This is a genomic window from Maritalea mobilis (assembly GCF_004363175.1).
Lineage (GTDB): Bacteria > Pseudomonadota > Alphaproteobacteria > Rhizobiales > Devosiaceae > Maritalea > Maritalea mobilis.
This window is the reverse complement of sequence record NZ_SNYR01000002.1, coordinates 498,388-519,533: the sequence shown is the minus strand read 5'-3', so window position 1 is coordinate 519,533 and position 21,146 is coordinate 498,388. Positions and strand designations below refer to the sequence as shown.

The 21,146-nt window shown below is 49.7% G+C and carries 23 protein-coding genes, 1 tRNA gene and 1 pseudogene; 13 read left to right on the top strand and 12 right to left on the bottom strand.

What is annotated here, in order from left to right:
* Positions 1-8: 8 nt before the first annotated feature.
* From ATL17_RS17085 to ATL17_RS10320, 7 genes and pseudogenes are all read left to right on the top strand, one after another.
* Positions 9-473 (top strand): annotated as a pseudogene (locus tag ATL17_RS17085) (UPF0262 family protein); the annotation flags it as partial.
* 6 nt (positions 474-479) lie between these two features.
* On the top strand, positions 480-971 hold the full coding sequence (locus ATL17_RS17080; RefSeq protein WP_281275890.1) for an arsenate reductase ArsC: 492 nt from the start codon (positions 480-482) through the stop codon (positions 969-971).
* Positions 972-1,033: 62 nt separating this feature from the next.
* On the top strand, positions 1,034-1,252 hold the full coding sequence (infA, locus tag ATL17_RS10340; RefSeq protein WP_027833738.1) for a translation initiation factor IF-1: 219 nt from the start codon (positions 1,034-1,036) through the stop codon (positions 1,250-1,252).
* Positions 1,253-1,291: 39 nt separating this feature from the next.
* Complete coding sequence (locus tag ATL17_RS10335) at positions 1,292-1,924, top strand: Maf-like protein (RefSeq protein ID WP_133572718.1); 633 nt, start codon at positions 1,292-1,294, stop codon at positions 1,922-1,924.
* Between the two features lie 2 nt (positions 1,925-1,926).
* Positions 1,927-2,136 carry a DNA gyrase inhibitor YacG gene (gene yacG, locus ATL17_RS10330; protein WP_133572717.1) on the top strand — a complete coding sequence of 70 codons (210 nt, stop codon included), beginning with the start codon at positions 1,927-1,929 and terminating at the stop codon, positions 2,134-2,136.
* A gap of 126 nt (positions 2,137-2,262) precedes the next feature.
* Positions 2,263-2,338: transfer RNA gene (locus tag ATL17_RS10325), tRNA-Phe, on the top strand.
* 364 nt (positions 2,339-2,702) lie between these two features.
* On the top strand, positions 2,703-2,993 hold the full coding sequence (locus ATL17_RS10320) for a DUF2218 domain-containing protein (protein ID WP_133572716.1): 291 nt from the start codon (positions 2,703-2,705) through the stop codon (positions 2,991-2,993).
* Positions 2,994-3,011: 18 nt separating this feature from the next.
* Here the strand turns inward: ATL17_RS10320 and ATL17_RS10315 are convergent, their stop codons facing one another.
* Positions 3,012-3,722: a CPBP family intramembrane glutamic endopeptidase gene (locus ATL17_RS10315; protein ID WP_133572715.1), complete on the bottom strand. Its 711-nt coding sequence runs from the start codon at positions 3,720-3,722 to the stop codon at positions 3,012-3,014.
* Between the two features lie 105 nt (positions 3,723-3,827).
* Here ATL17_RS10315 and ATL17_RS10310 point away from each other — a divergent pair, with 105 nt between their 5' ends.
* The 3 genes from ATL17_RS10310 (at position 3,828) to cueR (ending at position 5,933) form a co-directional block, all read left to right on the top strand.
* Positions 3,828-5,204 (top strand): multicopper oxidase family protein, encoded by a 1,377-nt coding sequence (locus tag ATL17_RS10310; RefSeq protein WP_133572714.1) that lies wholly within the window; start codon positions 3,828-3,830, stop codon positions 5,202-5,204.
* Positions 5,205-5,385: 181 nt separating this feature from the next.
* Positions 5,386-5,535, top strand: coding sequence for a hypothetical protein (locus ATL17_RS16930; RefSeq protein WP_166638998.1), 150 nt, complete (start codon positions 5,386-5,388; stop codon positions 5,533-5,535).
* Positions 5,532-5,933, top strand: coding sequence for a Cu(I)-responsive transcriptional regulator (gene cueR, locus ATL17_RS10305; RefSeq protein WP_133572713.1), 402 nt, complete (start codon positions 5,532-5,534; stop codon positions 5,931-5,933). The genes ATL17_RS16930 and cueR overlap by 4 nt, the downstream gene beginning before the upstream one ends.
* On the opposite strand, the gene ATL17_RS10300 is transcribed toward cueR, so the two are convergent.
* Positions 5,925-6,845 (bottom strand): carbohydrate kinase family protein, encoded by a 921-nt coding sequence (locus tag ATL17_RS10300; RefSeq protein ID WP_133572712.1) that lies wholly within the window; start codon positions 6,843-6,845, stop codon positions 5,925-5,927. The genes cueR and ATL17_RS10300 overlap by 9 nt on opposite strands.
* Before the next feature lie 110 nt (positions 6,846-6,955).
* Here ATL17_RS10300 and ATL17_RS10295 point away from each other — a divergent pair, with 110 nt between their 5' ends.
* From ATL17_RS10295 to ATL17_RS10285, 3 genes are read left to right on the top strand one after another with little or no spacing between them, the layout of a single operon-like run.
* On the top strand, positions 6,956-7,447 hold the full coding sequence (locus ATL17_RS10295) for an acyltransferase (protein ID WP_133572711.1): 492 nt from the start codon (positions 6,956-6,958) through the stop codon (positions 7,445-7,447).
* Positions 7,440-8,258, top strand: coding sequence for an SDR family oxidoreductase (locus ATL17_RS10290; RefSeq protein ID WP_166638997.1), 819 nt, complete (start codon positions 7,440-7,442; stop codon positions 8,256-8,258). Before ATL17_RS10295 ends, ATL17_RS10290 begins: the two co-directional genes overlap by 8 nt.
* Positions 8,259-8,281: 23 nt before the next feature.
* Positions 8,282-9,022, top strand: a complete 741-nt coding sequence (locus ATL17_RS10285; RefSeq protein ID WP_246028684.1) for a cephalosporin hydroxylase family protein — start codon at positions 8,282-8,284, stop codon at positions 9,020-9,022.
* Here ATL17_RS10285 and ATL17_RS10280 read toward each other — a convergent pair.
* The 10 genes from ATL17_RS10280 to ATL17_RS10235 all read right to left on the bottom strand — a co-directional run bounded on the left by ATL17_RS10280 (position 9,015) and on the right by ATL17_RS10235 (position 21,010).
* Positions 9,015-10,241 (bottom strand): class I SAM-dependent methyltransferase, encoded by a 1,227-nt coding sequence (locus tag ATL17_RS10280; protein WP_133572708.1) that lies wholly within the window; start codon positions 10,239-10,241, stop codon positions 9,015-9,017. The two genes, ATL17_RS10285 and ATL17_RS10280, sit on opposite strands and share 8 nt — an antisense overlap.
* Entirely contained in the window at positions 10,238-10,795 is a 558-nt protein-coding gene (rfbC, locus tag ATL17_RS10275; protein ID WP_133572707.1) for a dTDP-4-dehydrorhamnose 3,5-epimerase, read from the bottom strand. The genes ATL17_RS10280 and rfbC overlap by 4 nt, the downstream gene beginning before the upstream one ends.
* Positions 10,792-11,853: a CDP-glucose 4,6-dehydratase gene (gene rfbG, locus ATL17_RS10270; protein ID WP_133572706.1), complete on the bottom strand. Its 1,062-nt coding sequence runs from the start codon at positions 11,851-11,853 to the stop codon at positions 10,792-10,794. The genes rfbC and rfbG overlap by 4 nt, the downstream gene beginning before the upstream one ends.
* A 6-nt stretch (positions 11,854-11,859) precedes the next feature.
* The gene (gene rfbF / locus ATL17_RS10265) at positions 11,860-12,633 is read right to left on the bottom strand and encodes a glucose-1-phosphate cytidylyltransferase (protein ID WP_133572705.1); all 774 of its coding nucleotides are present in this window, start codon (positions 12,631-12,633) and stop codon (positions 11,860-11,862) included.
* The gene (locus ATL17_RS10260) at positions 12,630-15,068 is read right to left on the bottom strand and encodes a tetratricopeptide repeat protein (RefSeq protein WP_133572704.1); all 2,439 of its coding nucleotides are present in this window, start codon (positions 15,066-15,068) and stop codon (positions 12,630-12,632) included. The genes rfbF and ATL17_RS10260 overlap by 4 nt, the downstream gene beginning before the upstream one ends.
* A gap of 142 nt (positions 15,069-15,210) precedes the next feature.
* Positions 15,211-16,791 carry a peptide ABC transporter substrate-binding protein gene (locus tag ATL17_RS10255; protein ID WP_133572703.1) on the bottom strand — a complete coding sequence of 527 codons (1,581 nt, stop codon included), beginning with the start codon at positions 16,789-16,791 and terminating at the stop codon, positions 15,211-15,213.
* Positions 16,792-16,868: 77 nt separating this feature from the next.
* The gene (locus tag ATL17_RS10250) at positions 16,869-17,867 is read right to left on the bottom strand and encodes an ABC transporter ATP-binding protein (RefSeq protein ID WP_208111183.1); all 999 of its coding nucleotides are present in this window, start codon (positions 17,865-17,867) and stop codon (positions 16,869-16,871) included.
* The gene (locus ATL17_RS10245; protein WP_133572702.1) at positions 17,860-18,900 is read right to left on the bottom strand and encodes an ABC transporter ATP-binding protein; all 1,041 of its coding nucleotides are present in this window, start codon (positions 18,898-18,900) and stop codon (positions 17,860-17,862) included. Before ATL17_RS10245 ends, ATL17_RS10250 begins: the two co-directional genes overlap by 8 nt.
* Positions 18,897-20,084, bottom strand: coding sequence for an ABC transporter permease (locus ATL17_RS10240; protein ID WP_133572701.1), 1,188 nt, complete (start codon positions 20,082-20,084; stop codon positions 18,897-18,899). The genes ATL17_RS10245 and ATL17_RS10240 overlap by 4 nt, the downstream gene beginning before the upstream one ends.
* Entirely contained in the window at positions 20,084-21,010 is a 927-nt protein-coding gene (locus tag ATL17_RS10235) for an ABC transporter permease (RefSeq protein ID WP_133572700.1), read from the bottom strand. The genes ATL17_RS10240 and ATL17_RS10235 overlap by 1 nt, the downstream gene beginning before the upstream one ends.
* Positions 21,011-21,146: the final 136 nt, after the last annotated feature.

Below are 21,146 nucleotides of genomic sequence, written 5' to 3'. Positions count from 1 at the left end.
GAGGCTCGATGCGTATTTTGGACCCAGAAACCGATAAGCTGGTCACCGTAACCCTTGATCCGGAAACCATCATTTCGATTGATCCGGATGAGGTGCATGAGCGGCGCATTGCGGTTTACGATCTGGTGGATCAGAACGCCTTTGCACCGGCCAACGGTGCCAGTGGTCCATTTGCATTGCACTTGTCCATTCAAGGCAATCATCTGGTGCTGGATGTGCGTAATCCAGAAACCAACGAGCCAATTTCCGCACACTTCCTGTCGCTCACGCCCATGCGCCATATGATTCGCGATTATTTTCGCATCCGCGACAGTTATTATGACGCAATCAAAAGCGCTCAGCCAATGCAGATCGAAGCAGTGGATATGGGGCGCCGCGGCCTGCACAATGATGCTGCGGAAATGCTGCGTGAGCGGCTTAATGGCAAATTGGTGATGGATTTGAACACGGCGCGGCGCTTGTTCACACTTATCTGTGCGGTGCAACCCTATGCCGATCGCTCGGTCAGCGTGGCGCAAAAACAACCTTCAGTGCTGTTTGTCTGTTCCATGAACTCAGTGCGCTCACCTATGGCGGCTGCGTTGGCGCGGAAATATTTTCCGTCTGAGCTAATCGCCCGGTCAGCAGGCGTTCGCTCCGGTCAGGTGGATCGTTTTGTCCATGATGTGATGGAAGAAATTGGCATCGATATGTCGGTGCATACGCCGCACACAATGGACGAATTGGTGGCCACCAGCTTTGATTTGATCGTGACGCTATCAGAAGAAGCGCCCGCAGCGGTGGACGCAAAAAATTATGAAGCGGGCGCGCGCTTGCATTGGGATGTGAGCGACCCGACCCTTGAAGAAGGCAATCGCGAACAGCGATTGGACGCTTATCGCGCCTTGCGCGAAGATCTAACCCGTCGAATTAAGGCCGAATTGCCCAAAGCCTTGACGGCAGCGCAAGCAAATGGTTCACAAAAGCCGTGATTTTGTATAGTTTGCGCCAACCTATGCTGCTATAAGGCAGAAAAATTAGCTCAGGAGACAGAATGGCTAAAGAAGAAATGCTCGAATTCCCGGGCGTCGTGCAAGAATTGTTGCCGAACGCGACCTTCCGGGTGAAGCTTGAAAATGATCACGAGATCATCGCTCACACAGCGGGGCGTATGCGCAAAAACCGTATTCGTGTTTTGGCAGGCGATAAGGTGCTGGTTGAAATGACACCTTATGATCTGACCAAAGGGCGGATCACCTACCGCTTTAAATAAGCGAAACGCGCGTCAAGCGCTGTTGCGGAGAGTTCATTTATGGTGGCCCGTCCAGATCTGATTTTGGCGTCTGCATCGCCGCGCCGTTTGGCGCTGCTCAATCAAATTGGGATTGAGCCAGATCATCTTGTGCCTGCCGATATTGATGAAACCCCGCACAAGGGCGAAACTCCGCGCAAGCTTGCTGCGCGCTTGGCCCATATGAAGGCCATTGCCACCCAGCATAAAGCCCGCCAAACCGGCATTGATGATAATGCACTGGTTTTGGGTGGGGACACAGTGGTGGCTGTTGGTCGGCGCATTCTGCCTAAAGCGGAAATGCTGGAAGATGCCGCCAATTGCCTCAAGCTTTTGTCAGGCCGCACCCATAAGGTTTATACGGGCGTTTGCTTGTTGACACCCAGCGGGCAGGCACGCCGCCGTTTGGTGGAAACAAAAATCCGCTTCAAGCGCCTATCAAATGACGAGGTGGAAGCCTATCTCGCCTCTGGCGAGTGGCAAGGCAAAGCTGGTGGCTATGCCATCCAAGGCATTGCCGGGGCGTTTGTGGTCAAATTGCAAGGTTCCTATCCTGGGGTGATGGGCTTGCCTCTTTTTGAAACCGTGTCGCTTTTGAAAGGCGAGGGTTATCCCATCCAGTTCAACTGGTTGAACTCCGCATCAGGTATCTAATAATGGCTAAAGACGTAAAAACCAGTGAGGTTAAAGTCACCGGCTTGCGCAGCCCAAAGCCTTGCGTGATGTGTGGCAAACCGAGCGACCGCAAATTTCATCCCTTCTGTTCCAAACATTGTGCCGATCTAGACCTCGGCAAATGGCTAAACGGGTCATATGCAATCCCGGTTGTGGAAGAAGATGGAGCGGAATTTGATGAGGAAAATTAAGCGCTTGGCTGCAAAATAAATTTTTCTCTCAAAATTTTGCATTTTTTGCATCTCGGCGCTGGACACAAGGGATTGAACGCCCTATAACCTCGCCATCATGCTGATTGCACCACGCAATCAAATTGTGCCCGGATAGCTCAGTTGGTAGAGCAGCGGATTGAAAATCCGCGTGTCGGTGGTTCGAATCCGCCTCCGGGCACCACGCTTCCCTCAAAAATCAAATTCGAAGTTTACGCACAGCACAAGTCTATTTGCGCTGCGCATTTTAATGTTGCGCACAACCCAATGCGTAGCAACCAGCTTGGTGCCAATCTCCAACGATCTCAAGCACTTGCCTCAATAGTTTAGAATGGTTCTAAACTATTGATTTTTCTATTGATTTTTAATTTCACCCGGTTTAGAACACACTTTATAAAAATATGATTAGAAAAATCATATTAAAGGCGTGCAGATGCGTCGAACTCTAAATATTGCTGTCGATCGCGACCTTTGTGCAGCAATATTTAAACTGGAGCGCAGGTGATCCTGCGTTCCAGACTTTTTGAAAATTTAGGAGGGAGAGGCCTATGCAAACCTCGAAAACTCAATTCATCACCGAAAAAGGCACTCGCTATATGGGGCAGCTGTGCAAGCACTTTGCCCACAAGATTGATGCGGGCGTTGATGGCAATCAGGGCTATGCCAATTTTCCGTTTGGCACCGCAAAAATGCGCGCGGATGAAAATCAGCTAGAGATTGCTATCTCCGCAGAAGATGAAGCCGCGCTCACCCGCACCAAAGATGTGATTGAGAGCCATTTGGTGCGCTTTGCCTTCCGTGAGGAACTGGAAAAGCTGGATTGGCGCGACGCGGCATAGAGGGGCACTGGCTGGCGGTTATGCAACATAGCTATAATAGGTCAGCACAATCAGGCTGCCATTATAGACCGCATGGGCGAAGATAGACGGCACAAGGCTTTTGCTCCAGATAAATAGGGCTGTGTAAAGCACCGTCGGGATCAAAATGTCCATCCATTCAACGCCATTGGAGGGCAGGTGGCCCGCAGCGAAGAACAGAATCGAAAATAAGGCACCGAGCCAAAGTCCCATTTTTTTGTTGGCAAAAAGGTCTTGAAAGCCTCGGATGACATAGCCGCGATTGAAAAACTCTTCCGCAATGCCACCACCGACAATACCGAGCACCAAAAAGCCCAACAGCCCCCAAATGCCGCCTTGCAACATGTCTAATATGCCTTGCATATCCGCGCGCTCAACACCGCCTGTGACGGGAATAAGCCAGAAATGCTGCACTATCGTCCACGCCAAGCCGACACAGATGCCAATTGCTGCGAATTTGGGCCAGTGACCGAAATGCCAGCCAAGCCATTTGAACTCTTTGCCATGCAATCGCAGAGCAATTTGCAGCACAATAAGTATCAGCACCAATTGCAGCACGCCGATAATGGCCAAATTGATGCCCTGCAGCCCGCCATTGATTTTGGTGACGCCAAAAAAGATGTTGGGTGCAGCAAATGCTGCAAACCCGAAAATCAGCGTGGCAATATAGATAATGATATTTTTTGTGCGATGTTGATGTAAATCAGTCATGGCGGGCCCTGTTCGAGTAGAAATAAAATATGTTTCGTTGATGTAATAACGATTTTGTGATCGACAAGTTGCATCGGCCAGAATGCCAAAATTAGAGAGGCGCAGATGGACAGAAGAGAATTCTTTTTAGGTAGCGCCGCGGCCTTGTCCTTGGGGGCCGCGCTGGGCACCAACGCGCTCGCGCAAACCGATGCGCCATCAATCATCAATGTGCAAAATGCCGTTTTCGATTTGGGCAAAGGGCTGACCCAAGGACTGGTCTCAACCTCTGCAGATGCACCACCGCCCGTTTTGCGCATGGCGAAAAATCGACCCGTCAAATTGCGGGTGCACAACCAACTTGCTGATTATACCAGCATGCATTGGCATGGCCTGCGCATTGCGAACAAAATGGATGGCGTGCCTTATCTCACCCAGTTTCCCATCGCGCCGGACGAAAGCTTTGATTATGAGTTCACGCCGCCAGATAGCGGCACCTATTGGTATCATCCCCATTGCCAAACCATGGAGCAAATGGCCCATGGCCTGACCGGCGTTCTGGTGGTTGAAGATAAAAATGATCCTGAGTTTGACGCAGAACTTGTGCTCAATTTGAAAGATTTTCACCTCGATAAAACTGGTGCATTGGATTCGCCCTACACCAAACGCGGTGCGGCCCGTGGCGGCACCATGGGCAATGTGATGACCACAAATTGGCTGCAGAACCCGATTTATGACGCTCCTGCGGGCGGCGTGGTGCGTTTGCGCATTGCGGCCACCGACACGGCGCGGATATACCGTTTGGCTCTTTCTGGTGCCAAAGGCAAAGTGGTGGCGATGGACGGCCACGCCACAGAGCTATTGCCCTGGCCGACACCGGAAAACTCATTAGTCCTTGCGCCGGGCCAACGCGTGGATATGGCAATTGAACTGCCAGCCGAGGGCACGGCAGTGACGCTTAGCCATCACGCCCTTTCCGGCAGTCGCCCCTTGGCGCGGATCAGGCCTGTTGGCCAAAGCCTGAACCATGCGCTAGATGATTTGCCGCCTCTTGCGCGCAATCAACTGGCGGAGCCAGACTTGTCTGCAGCAGAAACCCATGAATTTTTGTTTGGCTGGACACCAGAGGCAGACCCGCAAAATAATGGCTGGTGTGGATCGTTGGGATATTCCTTCTGGTCGATCAATAAAAAGCCATGGCCGGGCGATGCAGAGCCAAATGTGGGGCCACTGGCCGAATTGAAATTGGGCAAGAGCTACATTCTGCGCCTACGCAATGAAAGCCCAAATGATCACCCCATCCATTTGCACGGCTTGGTGTTCAAATTGCTACGGTCTAACAAACGTGACATTCCACAAATTTGGACGGACACGGCCCATCTGTTGAAAGATGAAACCATGGAAGTGGCGCTGGTGGCCGATAATCTGGGTGATTGGGCATTCCATTGCCATGTGATCGAACATCAAAAGACCGGATTGGCCGGATATTTAAGCGTGGTTTAGCTTCATTTTCGGCAACAAACTTTTTATCGCTTGACCTTCCATTGACTGGAAGCTTTACAACCTTCACCATAAGATCAATGTCCCTGAGGCGATTTGGCGCGCAAAAGGCCCGCTAATTTGCCTCATTAGTCGTCTCAATTCTGGTCGTGCAGAAATGATAGGCGCATGTGAAAGGTTCAAAATGTCGACACTTTGTGAAGAAAAGAAAGCCGAACAAATGCCAGATCCGATCAAGGAGCTGTTGTGCAAGGCGCACGCCATTGGCTTTTCTGAGGAAGAGTTGGCCGAATTGCGCAATCTTTATGGCCGCGGGCAGGAGGCAGCAAAATGAACATTGGCAGCGCTGCTGAAGCCACAAACCTGCCCAGCAAAACCATCCGCTACTATGAAGATATTGGCTTGGTCAAACCCGGTCGGGCGGACAATGGCTATCGCGATTATTCAGATGAAGATGTGCACCGGCTGAAATTCTTGCAGCGTTCCCGCAGCCTCGGCTTCACCATCGAAGAATGCCGCATCCTTCTCTCGCTTTATGATGATGAATCACGCGCCAGCGCCGATGTGCAAACCATCGCACAAGAGAAGATCAAAAAGGTCGATGAGAAGATTGCCGAGCTGCAAAGCCTGCGCGCCACGCTGAAAGTTTTGGTGAAAAACTGCCATGGTGACCAGCGGCCAGATTGTCCGATTTTAGACGATCTGGCAGGCCGCAAAGCCAAATCAGCTTGACAATTCATGCCGCCAAGGCGGATTGGCCCCGTGGCGCGACACAGTGATGGACGCTGCTTGAGCGCCTAAACTCAATGCGCGGGTCAACTGCTCTTTGCTGAGGGTCAACAGGCTTTCAAACAATTGGTCCTCTTGCAAGGCGCACAAAAAGCCTGCGCTAAATGTGTCACCCGCTCCTACAGTGTCCACCACATTGGCAGGAACAGACGGCACCTCCACGCGCAAATGCTTGCTCACAGCTTCAATCCCGTCACCACCCTTGGTGATCAGGATCAGCTTGGTGCCCAGCTCCAGAATATGATCAATCACAGCCGCCAAGCTTCGCTCTCCAGCAATCCAAGCCAAATCCTCGTCAGAAACCTTCAAAATGCTCGCATGGGCAAACATCTGGTCTAACTCAGCACGATATGCCCCTTCATCCTGAATAAAGTTCGGACGTATATTCGGGTCCAGCATCACCGGCACATATTGCGCCACCTTCGCCATCAATTGGCGATAATAGGGGCCAGAGCGCACGCCCAAAAGGCTAATGCCTCCAAAAAACGCAACCTGTATCTCCGCAGGCAGGTTTACCTTGTCATCCGGCCCGAAATCTTGCGCAGCCGTTCCCTCATCATAAAACTGATAGCTGGCATGTCCATTATTCAAATGAACCATCGCCAATGGGCACGGCAAACTGCTTTCGACAACCATATCCGTACCAACCTTGCTGTCCTTAAGTGCAGCAATCAATTGTTGACCCAGCTCGTCGGTCGCGATCTTGGAATGGAACTGAACATCAGCCCCCAAACGCCCCAGCGCAATTGCAGTGTTGAACACAGAACCACCCACCGCAGGTGCAAAACCAGTCCGCCCATCCACAGCCTCAACAGGCAACATATCCACCAACGCTTCACCACAACACAAAATCACGATCGCAAATTCCTCAATAAGATCAAAGCCGATTTACGTTTGACCAGTTATTAATCCCGTAGCACTATCTTGACGAAAATGCCATTCGCGCTGAATCGTAAAGTTGATAGATGAATAAGATTGATCCCACAGCTGTAATTTCAGCTCTGTCAGACATTGAAACGTCTGCGCGGGGAACTTCCGTTGAGATAGGCGCAAATTCGGTCATTGATGCATTTGTGAAAATCAAAACGGTCGGCGGTGACGGGGATATTGTCATTGGGAAAAATGTCTATTTGAATTCCGGTATTGTGATTTATTCCGGCAATGGCATCAAGATTGGCGATAATTGTTTGATCGCTGCCAATTGCACTTTTGCTGCAACCAACCATGAATTTGCTGATCCAAATAAGTTGATTAGAGAGCAAGGCTTTAAACCAAGTCGAGGTGGAATTACGCTAGGTAACGATGTGTGGGTTGGTGCGAATTCTGTATTATTGGACGGCACAGAAATTGGCGAAGGTGCAGTTGTTGCAGCGGGTAGCGTAGTGCGCGGAAAGCTTGAACCATATGGTGTATATGCTGGTTCACCCGCCTCAAAAGTTGGTCATCGCAATGGGTGAGCAATTCACGGTTTTTGGCGCACGCGGCTATATCGGCGAGGCTCTAGTTCAGCACCTTCGAACGCAAGGCCATCAAGTCCAAGCCATCACACGTGATAATTGGCCCGAAAAGGGGAGCCAATTAGGGCATGTAGTCTTTGCTGCTGGAATGGCGGCTAACTACCGCCAAAACCTAATTGGCACGCTGCAAAGTCAAACCATCTTGCCAACAAAACTGATAGAGGAAACGAACTTTTCGTCTTTTCTTTATCTCTCTTCCACCCGTTTATATGGCGGCGCAAGCTCAACGGATGAAGATGCGAAATTGCAGGTGTGCCCGCAAAATGCAGAGGATATTTACAACCTCACTAAGGCGACTTCGGAATGCTATTTGTTGGCGCAAGACAATCCTAAAATCAGAGTTGCCCGGCTGTCCAATGTTTATGGGCAGTATAAAAACACCAACAGCTTTTTAGCAGCTATTCTGTGGTCAGCCGCTCAAAAAGGTGAAGTGTTTTTCGAAACCGATGCAGCTTCCAGTAAGGATTATATCCCTCTCGATAAATGCGTAGACAGGTTGGCGAAGATCGCACTGACTGCTGAGCGTCGAATATATAACGTTGCGCGCGGAGAGCGTGTTTCGCATGATCAAATTGCGCGCAAATTATCCGATTTGGGCATTGCAGTCAGGTTTCAAAAAAATGCCCCTCTACAATCATTTCCTGAAATAAACACGGCAAAAATGGATGCTGAATTTGGCGCCATAAAGTCAAATCTAATCGAGAGGCTACCCATGCTTCTTGAGGAAATAAAAGCAAAGGCAAATCAATGATTATTTTTGACGATGAGAATGGCGTGATTGTTGAAAAGCACAAAGATGGAAGCCAATCTGAATTTGCTTTGGATAGCGCGGAAGGGTTTGAGTTGATGTCAAAGGCTTGGCTCCGTGCCGGGTGGGATACTAAATATGTCTATAGTTTCAGCTGGATGGGGCGCCCAATTATTCAGCTCCCTGAAGATATGGTGCGCATTCAGGAAGTAATCTGGGCACTTCAGCCCGACGTTATTGTTGAAACGGGGGTGGCACATGGCGGCTCACTGATCTTTTACGCCAGCCTTTTCAAAGCAATCGGGAAAGGGCGTGCGATTGGTGTTGAGCTTGCATTGCGCGATCATAACCGCAAGGCAATTATGGAACATCCGTTAAGTGAATTTATCGACATCGTTGACGGTTCTTCTACTGCGCCAGAAACTATTGAAATGGTGAGGGAAAAAATAAAACCAGACGAGAATGTAATGGTTATATTGGACGCCAACCACACTAAGGAACATGTTTTGGCAGAGCTAAAAGCCTATAGCTCTTTCATTAGTGTGGGCGGCTATATGGTAGCCTGCGATGGCATAATGGAGCAGGTGGTTGGCGCGCCACGCACTTCACCGGAATGGGCACATTCAAATCCAAAAGCTGCTGCTATAGAATTTGCCAGTTCAAATTCAAATTTTGAAATCCAAGAACCAAGCTGGCCTTTCAATGAAAGCCATTTGAAGAGCCGGGTGACCTATTGGCCAAGTGCATTTATCAAACGGATCAGTTGATGGCCGCCAATCTCGGTATGGCGCAGAAAAACTCAACGTGTTTGGGCAGCTTAGGAGTTAAGTTCGAGATAATCTCAGGGGCAATATTCCAAGGCAAAATCAACACAATATCCGGCTGCGTTTCTATCAGTGCTTCAGGCGAAACAATTGGAATGTGGCTGCCGGGCATAAATTTCCCCTGCTTGGAAGGCGCAGCGTCTGCAATTAGGGGCAGGAGTTCGGGCGTTATTTTTGCGAAGTTGAGCAGGGTGTTGCCTTTCGCCGCTGCACCATAACCCGCCACTTTTTGCCGATTAGATTTTGCGGCAATGAGGAAGGTTTTTAGCTCTGAGATGATCCATTCCGCTTCTTTTTGCAGCGCGGCATAGGCATCCATACCTGTGAGGCCAAAATCCATTTCTTCTTGCAAAATTGCATCCACATTCGCGCTCGGCGCACGTGGGTCGTCCTGATGCGCCAAATAAAGCCGCAAGCTGCCGCCGTGCGTTGGTAACTGCATCACATCGATCACTTTAAGCGCCGCCCGCCGTACAATCTTCTGGACAGACAATAGAGAGAGGTAGGAGAAATGCTCGTGATAAATCGTATCAAATTGACAATGGCGCAACAGATTAAGCAAATGCGGAAATTCAAAGCTTATCGTGCCGGTAGACTTTAACAAGTTTGCGGCACCTGCAACAAAATCATTTATGTCAGGCACATGCGCAAGCACATTATTGCCGATAATTAAATCCGCTCCACCATGCTCTGCCTTGATTTGCTCGCTAGTGGCATATCCAAAAAAATCACGCCATTGGGGTATGTTTAAAGCTTCCGCTGCGTCTGCCGTTGCAGCCGTTGGTTCAACGCCGAGACAAGGTATATCCGCCGCTACAAAGTTACGGAGCAGATAACCGTCATTGGAGGCCAGCTCTACGACAAAGCTTTCAGCACCTAGATCAAACCGTTCACTCGCCTGTTGCGAAAATTTTGCTGCATGTTGCAGCCAACTCTTTGAGGTTGACGAGAAATAGGCATAGTCGGCGGTGAACAGATCATCTGCGCGGGTAAAGTCCTCAGTTTGAACCAGAAAGCAGTTGTGACACACTTTTACCTTAAGCGGATATGTCACCTCATTGTGCTGCAATTGCGAAGCGGTCAAATAAGCATTTGAGGGCGGCATTTCGCCCAAATCAATCACGCTATGGCTCAGCACTGTTTGGCAATGGCGACACTTCATAGGGTAACACCATCTCCAAAGCTAGCGAGCAAAGGCAATTCTTGGTCACGAGGTGACAGATTTTGTGGGGTCAAGGGCCATTTAATATTCAGCGCAACATCGTCAAACCGGACACCACTTTCAGCTTCTGGCTGATAGGAGGCCGAATGATGATAAATAAGCGTGGCACTGTCGCTTAGCACCTGAAATCCGTGCGCGCACCCTTTTGGAATAAGAAGCCCCATTTGGTTTTCTGCGCTCAGTTCCGCGGCAACATGCTGGCCAAACGTGGCAGAGCCTTTGCGCAAATCCACTGCAACATCCCAAACACGACCCGCGATGGCTTGAACAAATTTCATTTCAGCATGAGGCGGCAATTGAAGGTGCAAGCCGCGCAAAGTGCCAGCACCGACATTGCGAGACATATTGGATTGGATGACGGTTTCGTTCCATCCATATGCTTGGAGTTGTTCTGCACAAAACAAGCGAGAAAAACTGCCGCGCTGATCACCAATCTCTTGGCGTTTCAGAATGAACACACCTTCAATCGCAGTAGAATGCGCATCAAACTTCATTGGCACCCCATAAAGTGTTCAATATCAGCATCACAAAGATCGATTGCATCCTGCCCTTGGTAAAAGGCCTTGTACCAAGCCATACATTGTTCGAGTGATCGCTCATTCGACCATCTTGGCCAAAGGCCGAATTCATCCCCGATGCGAGACGCGTCAAGTTGTAATAAGCCGGCCTCGTGCGGACCATCATGACCATCGCCCAGTTTGATCTCACCGCGCCCAAATTGTTCTTGTGCAATTTCGATCAGTCTGCCCACTGTCATCTTGTCATTATTGCTTGGCGCAATATTGTAGCTGGAAAATTGAGCATGCTCCGCCTGTTCCGACAGATAAAGATAGCCGAACAAAGGTTCTAAAACATGCTGCCACGGGCGCACTGCCTGTGGTCGACGCACATTCAGAGTTTCGTCCTTTGTCCAAGCCCGAACAGCATCTGGAACAATGCGATCAACAGACCAATCGCCGCCACCGATGGCGTTGCCCGCCCGAACGCTGATGAGTTTGGTTGACGTGTCTTCAAAAAAGCTTTGACGGTAGGACGAAATAACAATTTCTGCCGCAGCCTTGCTGGCGCTATAGGGATCATGCCCACCTAAGGGATCATCTTCCTTAAAGGGGCGACCTTCCTCCAAATTTCGATAAACCTTATCAGTCGTCGCAACGAGGCAAACTGCTGGATTATGATTTTGCCGTATGGCTTCCAGTACATGAGCTGTGCCCATTACATTGCTTGCAAATGTATCCAGCGGTGCATCATAGGATGGTCGCACTAGGGCCTGCGCTGCCAAGTGCAATATAATATCTGGTCGAGTATTTTGGATGATTTTTTCTACATCGGCAAAGTTTCGTAGATCGCCGATATGGCTATCCAAACGATCCTCAAGCTTGAGCAAATCAAAAAGATTGGGACTGCTGCTGGGGGGCAAAGCAAATCCCGTGACCTTTGCACCTAATCGTAAAAGCCATTGGCAGAGCCACGCGCCTTTAAAGCCGGTATGACCTGTCACCAGAACCCGTTTCCCTTCCCAGAATTTTGGCGTTAAATGCGGCCTTGCCATTCGCGCCTAATCCCAAACTTTCCAGGGCGCTTCACCAAGTTGCCAAGCACGTTCCAGTCGGTTTTTGTCGCGCAGTGTATCCATTGGCTGCCAAAACCCATCATGATTGAACGCACGAAGTTGGTTAGATTGTGCAAGTTGAACCAGCGGGCCTTCCTCCCAACTTGTTTGATCATCTTGCACCAGATCGAGGCACTGTGGTGAAAGCACAAAGAAACCGCCATTGATCGCGGCGCCATCTCCGCGTGGCTTTTCATTAAACCCAGTCACAGCGTCACCGTCAGTTTCCAATGCGCCATAACGTCCGGGCGGCGCAACTGCCGTTATGGTGGCTAAACGACCATGATCTTTGTGAAAGTTGACCAACGCACTAATATTTACATCTGCGACCCCGTCGCCATACGTCATGCAGAATGCGTCATCCTCGGCCACATAATGCGCAATGCGCTTAAGCCGTCCTCCAGTCAATGTATCGATACCAGTATCGACAAGTGTAACTTTCCATGGCTCTGCATGCCGCTCATGCACATGCATTTCATTTTTGGCAATGTCGAATGTCACATCAGATTTATGCAGGAAATAATTGGCGAAATATTCCTTGATCACATAGCCCTTATAGCCACAGCACACCACAAATTCATTGATTCCATGATGTGAATATAGCTTCATAATATGCCACAAAAGCGGCATGCCACCGATCTCAATCATCGGCTTAGGACGCAAATGTGTTTCTTCCGAAATGCGCGTGCCAAGACCACCAGCGAGGATTACGGCTTTCATGCGTGCGCCTCACAATAGCGTGTCCACATTTGTCGATAGGCTTGGCCCATTCGGCGGGCAAATCCTTCTTCATCCATTGCTGGACTATTCTGCAACTTTTTGCGCAGTCCGGTACGAATGTGTTCCAATTGATCAAGGTCTTGCGCAAGTTGTGTGGCAATTTCTATATAGTTTTGCTCAGTTTTCGCCACCCAATCTTCCAATCCAAGATTGGTTAAAATCGCGCCGCCCAGCGTGCCAACACTCGCACGGGCATAAAGCGTGACGAATGGATTCCCCATATAAAGATGCTCAACTAAGGTAGTGCCGGAATTGTGCGGGAAACAATCTAAAGCGATATCGACTTCACGCAAGACATCCCATGGCGGGGAATGAAAGCCCATGATCAATCTGTCTCGCTCTATCCCAAATTTGGCGAATTTTTCGGCGATCAAATTGCACATTTGAGCATCCTCAAAATTGCGACTATCGAGACGCAATTTCGATCCCTCAACTTGCTTTAATATTTCTGCCCAAACGCGCAATGTTTTGTCGTTTAAGCGCACTGTTCGAGAAAGCGAACAGAATGTCACAAAGCCATTTTCTTTGGCGGGAAGTGGACTTACGTCGCCCATTCCTGGCCCTGGGCGGTATACGAATGAAGGTCCCTCCATGCGCCAGACGGCACCTTCGCCGAACAAGTGATCATCATGTTCAGGTGTAACCAATGGGTCACCCAAATAATAATCAATTGCGTCCATACCTGTTGTGTAGCCGAAATCGAGCCAGTGTAACGATACCGGAGCGGGTTTCTCCGCGAAAGTTGGCAGTCGATTGCCTTTCGCATGGCCCGAAATATCAATCAAAATATCAATTTGATCGTCACGAATGCGCTCAGCTAGCGCATGATCACTCAGCTCATTGGTCGTAATCCAATGGTCGCAATGGGATTTATACTGGGCAGTAAATTCGTCAGATTTGTTTAAGTCGGCATAGGCATAAATCTCAAACTCATCCCGCATCGCATGTTCGAATAGCGGCAGCAAAAAATGATGAGTTGAATGCTTATAAAATGTGGAACACACATAGCCGACGCGCAAGCGACGTTTCGGATCTTTTGAATTTGCGTGCGGCTGTTGCATATGCTGCAGTGGCTCAGCAAAAACTTCGTTATATTTTTTATACCATTCAAAGATCTCTTCGCCAGATTTGCCCGGATCATAGTTCATTGTGAATAGCATGTTTGAGAAGGCTTCAGCATACCGAGGTTTGGCTGCAATGGCTTGCTCATAATGGAATTGCGCTTCGGCAAACTCGCCATATTCCTGATGCAGAACACCCATATTGTTATGGGCGCTGGCATGGTCAGGGCGTAATTCGAGTGCACGTTCAAATTCAGAACGGGCTGCCTCCAACATGCCTCGACGCAAAAAAGCATTTCCCGCATTGTTATGCATGCCCGCCGAATTTGGCGCCAACTCCAGCGCTTTGGCATAACTGGTGCTGGCCTCTTTACTTCGCCCCATTGCAAATAGTGCATTGCCATGATCATTAAATGCGTGAGCATGTTCTGGATTAAGTGTGTAGGCACCTTCAAAACATGCAAGCGCGTCGGTGTAGTCGCCCGCTTCAGCTAGTGCCAACCCCAAATTATAATAATGGTCAGGATTTTGCGGCTCGAGTTCCGCTGCTTTTTGCAATAATTCGACGGCAATGCCGAGTTGACCATTATCTTTATGGAGCAATCCCAAATTTCGATATGCGGGCGCAAATTTCGGGCTCATTTCGATAAGGGCTTTATATTGCGTTTGAGCCTCATCTATTCGGCCCTGCTGTTGCAAAGCATGTGCGCGATTGAATTGGCCATCCAGAAATTTAGGGGCCAATTTGAGCGCTAAATCGATGTAGTTTAATCCACGTTCTGGCTCGCCTAGTTCGACATACAAATTGCCAAAATTGCTAAGTGCTTCTGGAAATTGCGGCTGAAGCTCCAACGCTTTTTCAAAGGCACTTCGTGCTTCATCAAAACGCTCTAATGCTTTTTCGACGATGCCTAAACTATTATAAGCTTGAGCAAATTGAGGATTGGCTTTAATCGCCAGCTCGTGATGCGTTTTGGCGCTTTCTAAATCCCCCAAATCCTTTAGCACTGCACCCATATTGTTGAGATATTGCGGATGATTGGGATTCGCCAACAGGGCCTTTTCAATTAACTGTTTTGCGATGTCAAACTTGCCAACTTGTTTGGCCAGAAGGCCCATCAGGTGGTTGGCGTCGCCATGTTGCGGATTGATTTTTAGGATGGCTTGATACTTGGCTTCGGCTTGCGGCAGTTCGCCTTTTTGGTGGTGGGCAACACCTTGTGCCAGCAAGTCGTTTATCGGCCCTTGACCCGTGCCAGTATTTTGCTGCTTTTGCGCAAGCTTTTCTTGGCGGCGGCGTTCTGATCGGTTCATGCTTTAGGCCTCAATTGCATCAAGAGAATCATACTTGAGCAAATGCTAGCATCATTAAAAAGAACCGCATAATTGAACCAGTTTACAAAAAAGGCGGAGCGATGAACGCTCCGCCTTCTTCAAAGCAAAATGATGTAGATGCTTATTCCGCGATTGTTACGTCTGCGAAGTAAGGTACACCCAATGTTGAACGCCAGAAGCCTTTAACATGTGTGCCCATCATCATGTATGAGTTGCGGTGATACATTGGCAAAATCACGTGATCATTCATCATGATCGCTTCAGCTTTTGCCATTTCCGCCAATGAGTCAGCTTGATCAACAGCCGCTTTAGACGCTGCAATTGCTGCGTCATAGTCTGCGTTTGACCATTTAGCCAAATTGTTCGGGCTTGTTGAAACAAAGTTGTCCAAGAACGTCATCGGGTGCGGGTAGTCAGCGCCCCAGCCCATTTGTGCGATTTGGTACTCAACCTTTTGCACTTCTGGGTAGTATACTTTCCACTCGCTCACATCGATTTTAACGTCGATATTGAGGTTCTCTTTCCACATTTGCTGAATAGCTTCGAGCAATTTTTGGATTGGAGGTGAAGCATAGGTCATGAACACGGTTTCAGGGAAACCTTCGCCATTTGGATAGCCAGCTTCAGCCAACAATTTTTGAGCTTCTTCAACTTTAGCTGTTTCACCCAAACCATAATCTTCAGCCACATCGCGGAAATCTTCGCCCGCAATGTTCATGCCGTAAGGCACCAAGCCAGTTGCTGGCACGTCAGCAGATTGAAGAACGAATTCTACGATCTCTTGACGGTCGATGGCCATTGAAAGTGCTTTACGCACTTTAACGTCATCAATTGGGCTTTGCGCAGGGTTGAAGAACGCATATGTGGTGCCCAAAGATGGGATCACCAAGAACGCATCGCTTTCAACTGACAAACGCGGAATTTCAGAGGCTGGAACAGATTCAATACCGTCCACATCGCCTGCTTCCATCGCAGCCAAAGCTGTTGATTGTTGTGGGATCAAACGGAAAGTCAGTTTGTCGAGTTTAACGCCCTCAGCACCGTAGTAATTTGGGTTTTTCTCAAAAACAAAACCTTCACCCAAATTCATTTCAGTCACGCGGAATGGGCCGGTGCCGATATATGTGTCTGGGTTGCGTGTCCAACCTTCTGGGTCAGCTTCAACAACATCCTGACGAACAGGGAAATATGTTGAGTAAGCCACAAGCTGCAACATGTAAGGCACGCGCTGCTTCAAAGTGAACTCAACAGTGTGCTCGTCAACAGCCTTCATGTTTGGCTTGGCTTCTGCACCTTCATAAAACTCTTGTGCGCCTTCAATGTGATAAAGAAGGGCAGAGTTTTTCGCGCCGCTGGCCGGGGTCAAAACCCGTGTCCATGCATAGATGAAGTCTTCAGCAGTGACAGGTTTGCCGTCTGACCATTTTGCATCTTCGCGCAATTTGAATGTGTAGGTCAGGCCATCTTCTGAGATTTCCCAGCTTTCAGCCAATGCGGGCACAATCGCACCATCAGGTGCAAATTTCACCAAACCTTCAAATGTGTTGCCAATGATTGGCGCCGCAAATGTTTCGTTTGTGGTGCCTGGATCGAACGTGTCAGACTCATTGTTGACCACATAGACAAGTGAAGATTCAGCATATGCTGCACCACCAAGTGCCAATGAAGTTGCTGCAATGAGAGGGATCAGTTTTTTTAACATCTCACTCCTCCATTGGGGAAAGTCCCCATTGTTATCATTCGGGCCATTTTGAGTTGGCCCTTGGTTTAATGTGCCGATTATTCGGCGTAATGGCAGGCAACTTTGTGGTTGTCAGCCAATTCCTTTAGCTCAGGCTCTTCCACGGCGCACAAATCGGTTGCCAAGGGGCAACGTGTGCGGAACCGACAGCCCGAAGGCATATCGATTGGGCTTGGGATTTCGCCCTGCATTTGATCCTGATTATCTTTGCGCGCTTCCACCGGGTCCGCAATGGGGATGGAGGCCAAAAGTGCGCGGGTGTAAGGGTGTTTCGGATCGTCATAAAGCGCATTGTTCGGCGCGATTTCGACCAGTTTGCCCAAATACATCACACCAATCCGGTCAGATATGTGCTTCACCATGGAAAGGTCATGGGTGATGAACAAATAGGTGAGACCAAGCTCTTTTTGCAGATCCTCAAGCATGTTCACCACTTGCGCTTGGATCGACACATCAAGCGCCGAAATGGCTTCATCGCAAATCACAAGTTGCGGGTTGAGCGCAATGGCGCGGGCAATGCCGATCCGCTGGCGTTGACCGCCAGAAAATTCGTGCGGGAAGCGGTTGGCATGGTCCTTGTTCAAGCCCACAACTTCCAAAAGTTCATGCACCCGTGCTGTGCGGCTTTTATCGTCGCCTATGCCTGCAATTTCCAATGGCTCGGCAATCAAATCGCGCACATTCATGCGGCCATTGAGCGAGGCATAGGGGTCTTGGAAGATCATTTGAATATCACGGCGATGAGGCGTCAGCTCTTTTTCCTTGAGCTTGGCCAAATCAGTGCCGTTAAATTCAATCACGCCATCTGTGGGGCTATAAAGCCGGATCAAGGTGCGGGCGAGGGTGCTTTTGCCGCAACCGCTTTCGCCCACAAGGCCCAGCGTTTCGCCACGACGAATATCGAGATCTACACCATCAACGGCTTTTAGAAATTTAGGGTTTTGACCGAAAAATCCAGCTGACACCTGAAAATGCTTTTTCAGGTCACGCACCCGCATCAAAATTTCATCTTCATTCATGTGCGTTTGCTTATCCATTGGCAGCCTCCGGGGCTTTGAAAATCGCTTTCAGGGAATCCGGCGCATCATCATGATGCAACCAGCAGCGGGCTTCATGCACTGTGGGCTTGGCGTTGGGGCGCTCAAATAGCGGCGGCATTGCTTCCAAACATTGCTGCATCGCATGAGGACAACGTGGCGCAAACGGACACCCTTCCGGTGGCCGCAACATATCTGGCGGTGAACCGGGGATCGGTGTTAGCCGCTCTTTTTTGTGGCTGCGCACATCTGGGATCGAATCCAAAAGCCCTGTCGTATATGGATGCTGCGGAGACTCAAACACGTCATAAACGTCGCCTGTCTCCATCACCATGCCGCCATACATCACCAAAATCCGGTCAGCCACTTCAGCAATCACGCCCAAATCATGGGTGATCAAGATGATGGCCATGCCCAGCTTTTCCTGAAGGTCTTTCAGCAACAGCAAAATTTGGCGTTGAATGGTCACATCAAGCGCGGTCGTCGGTTCATCCGCGATCAGCAATTTTGGGTCACAGGTGAGGGCCATGGCAATCATCACCCGCTGGCGCATGCCGCCCGAAAATTCGTGCGGGTAATTGTCCAACCGGCTTGCAGCGCTTGGAATTTTCACCAGTTCAAACAGTTCAAGCGCCCGCTTGCGGGCTTCGCCGCGTGAAACAGGCTTGTGCGCCACAATGGTTTCGATCAACTGTTCGCCCACTGTTAGAGTTGGGTTCAAGCTGGTCATCGGGTCTTGGAAAATCATCGCAATGTCATCACCGCGGATGGCACGCAAATCTTTATCGGACAGGCCGGTAAGTTGCTTGCCCTCAAAATCGGCAGACCCGTCCACCACTTCGCCATTGGCTTTCAACAAGCCAAGCACAGAAAGGCAGGTGATGCTCTTGCCGGAGCCACTTTCGCCCACAATGCCCAAAATCTCGCCCGGCTTCACGTCAAAGCTGACGCCGCGCACTGCTTGCACATCGCCACGCGACGTGTGGAAATGGGTGGTGAGATTGTCGACTTTCAATAAAGGTGCTGAACTCATTTGCGCAACCTCGGATCAAGTGCATCCCGCAATCCATCGCCCAAAAAGTTAAAGGCAAACATGGTCAATGAAATTGCGGCTGCAGGGAAAAACAATTGGTGCGGATAGGCGCGCAGGGTTTCCACCGCTTCAGCGGTCAAGGTGCCCCAGCTAGCCATCGGCACGCTTACGCCCAAGCCGATAAAGCTCATAAAGCTTTCGATGAAAATCGCGCTTGGGATCAACAGCGTCAGGGTCACCAAAATTGGGCCCATCGTGTTGGGCAACAAATGGCGGGTCAAAATCCGCTTGGTGCTGGCGCCCATGGTTTTGGCCGCCGCCACATAATCCTGATTTTTAAGCGAGAGCATTTGCCCGCGCACAATCCGCGCCATATCCACCCAGAACACCGAGCCGATGGCGATGATGATCGAAAGGAAGCCGGATTGGAAAACCACCATCATCAGGATCACATATAGCGTGAGCGGAATGGTGGAGATAATTTCCACAATCCGCATCATCACATTGTCCACATTGCCGCCGAAATAGCCCGCAACGCCGCCATAGAAAACGCCGATAAAGAAGTTCACGAGCGCGGCCACAAAAGCAACCGTAAGCGAGATGCGCGCGCCATAAAGCTGACGCACCAGCACGTCGCGGCCCAAACTATCAGTGCCAAACCAGTTGGTCTGGTTCCATTTAAGGCCAAGTGAGGTGGCTGGATTACCATCGCCATCCACCAGCGTCGCTGGCAACTGGCTATAATCCACCCGCAGTTCTTCTTCGCCAAAGGCGTAGATGTGCTGCTTTTTCATCAAATCTTTGCGCTTTGCCCGCAACAGACCCAGAATTTCGCCACCTTCGTTCACTTCATAAAGCTTGAAGTTGCCGCTGTTCAAAAACACATATTGCGGCTCACCATCTTCCGGCGAGGTTTGATAAACCTCAAAGATTGGTGGGATATTTGAAAGCTTCAAATCCTGATCATAATAGGTGTGATGTGTCATCATCGGGCCGAAGATGGCCGCCAAAATCAGAAAGATGATAAAGGCAAGGCTGGCCATTGCGGGGCGATTGCGCCACAAACGCTGGCGCACATCCTGCCAATAGGTCAGGCTTGGCGCAGCGATAAATTCCGCATCCTGCGCACCGCGATCAATCGGGGCCCATTTATCTGCCGGGATCGTCATTTTATGCTGGTCCATTATGATTTCTCCGCCAGTTTAATGCGCGGATCGAGCACCATGTATAAAAGGTCAACAATCAAGATCATCAGCATCAAAAATGCTGCATAAAAGATCGTGATGCCCATAATGGTGGTGTAGTCGCGGTTGGAAATTGAAAGCACAAAGTGGCGGCCAATGCCCGGCAACGCAAAAATCTGCTCAATCACGAATGAGCCGGTCAGCAAGTTTGCCACAACAGGACCCAACACGGTCACGATAGGGATCAACGCATTGCGCATGCCATGCTTGAACAAAATGGTTTGGGGATGCAGACCCTTTGCCCGCGCGGTCACCATATAGTCCTGCCCCAACACTTCCAAAAGTGATGAGCGCGACAAACGCGCAATGAAAGAAAGCCAAAAGCCAGACAAAGCAGCCACGGGCAAAATATAACCGCGCCAATCGTCCAACCCGAATGTGGGCACCAGGTTCCATTGCAGCGCAAACAGATAAAGCGCAATGGTGGCCAACACATAAGATGGAATGGCCACACCCATTGTGGCGACGGCCATAATGGTGGTGTCTTGCCACTTGTTTTGATTGAGGGCGGCCACAATGCCCAGCGGAATACCCAGCGCCACAACGCACAACATGGCCAAAAAGCCAGTTTGCGCCGTCACGGGCAAACCTTCGCGAATAAGGTCATTCACGCGCACGCCTGGATATTTAAAGGAAGGGCCAAGATCGAACGTCAGAATGCCCTGCAGATAACTCAAATATTGTTGCCAAATCGGTTTGTCCAAACCATATTTGGCATTCAATGCTGCCTCAATTTCTGGCGCTAACATTTTCTCAGAAGTGAACGGCCCACCAGGAATGGCGTGCATAAGAAAAAATGTAAGCGTAATGATCAAGAACAAGGTCAAGGCCATCATTAAGATGCGCTTGATAAGATATTGTAACATTTAACGCCCCGCTGGATGGTTACATCGGCGTGTGCTTGACTCTCCCCATCCAGCACCGTCGCCGCCATCATATTGATCTTCAGAAGATACAAGAATGTTGGGGTGAGTAAAGAATTTTTTATGTTATAAAAATTTT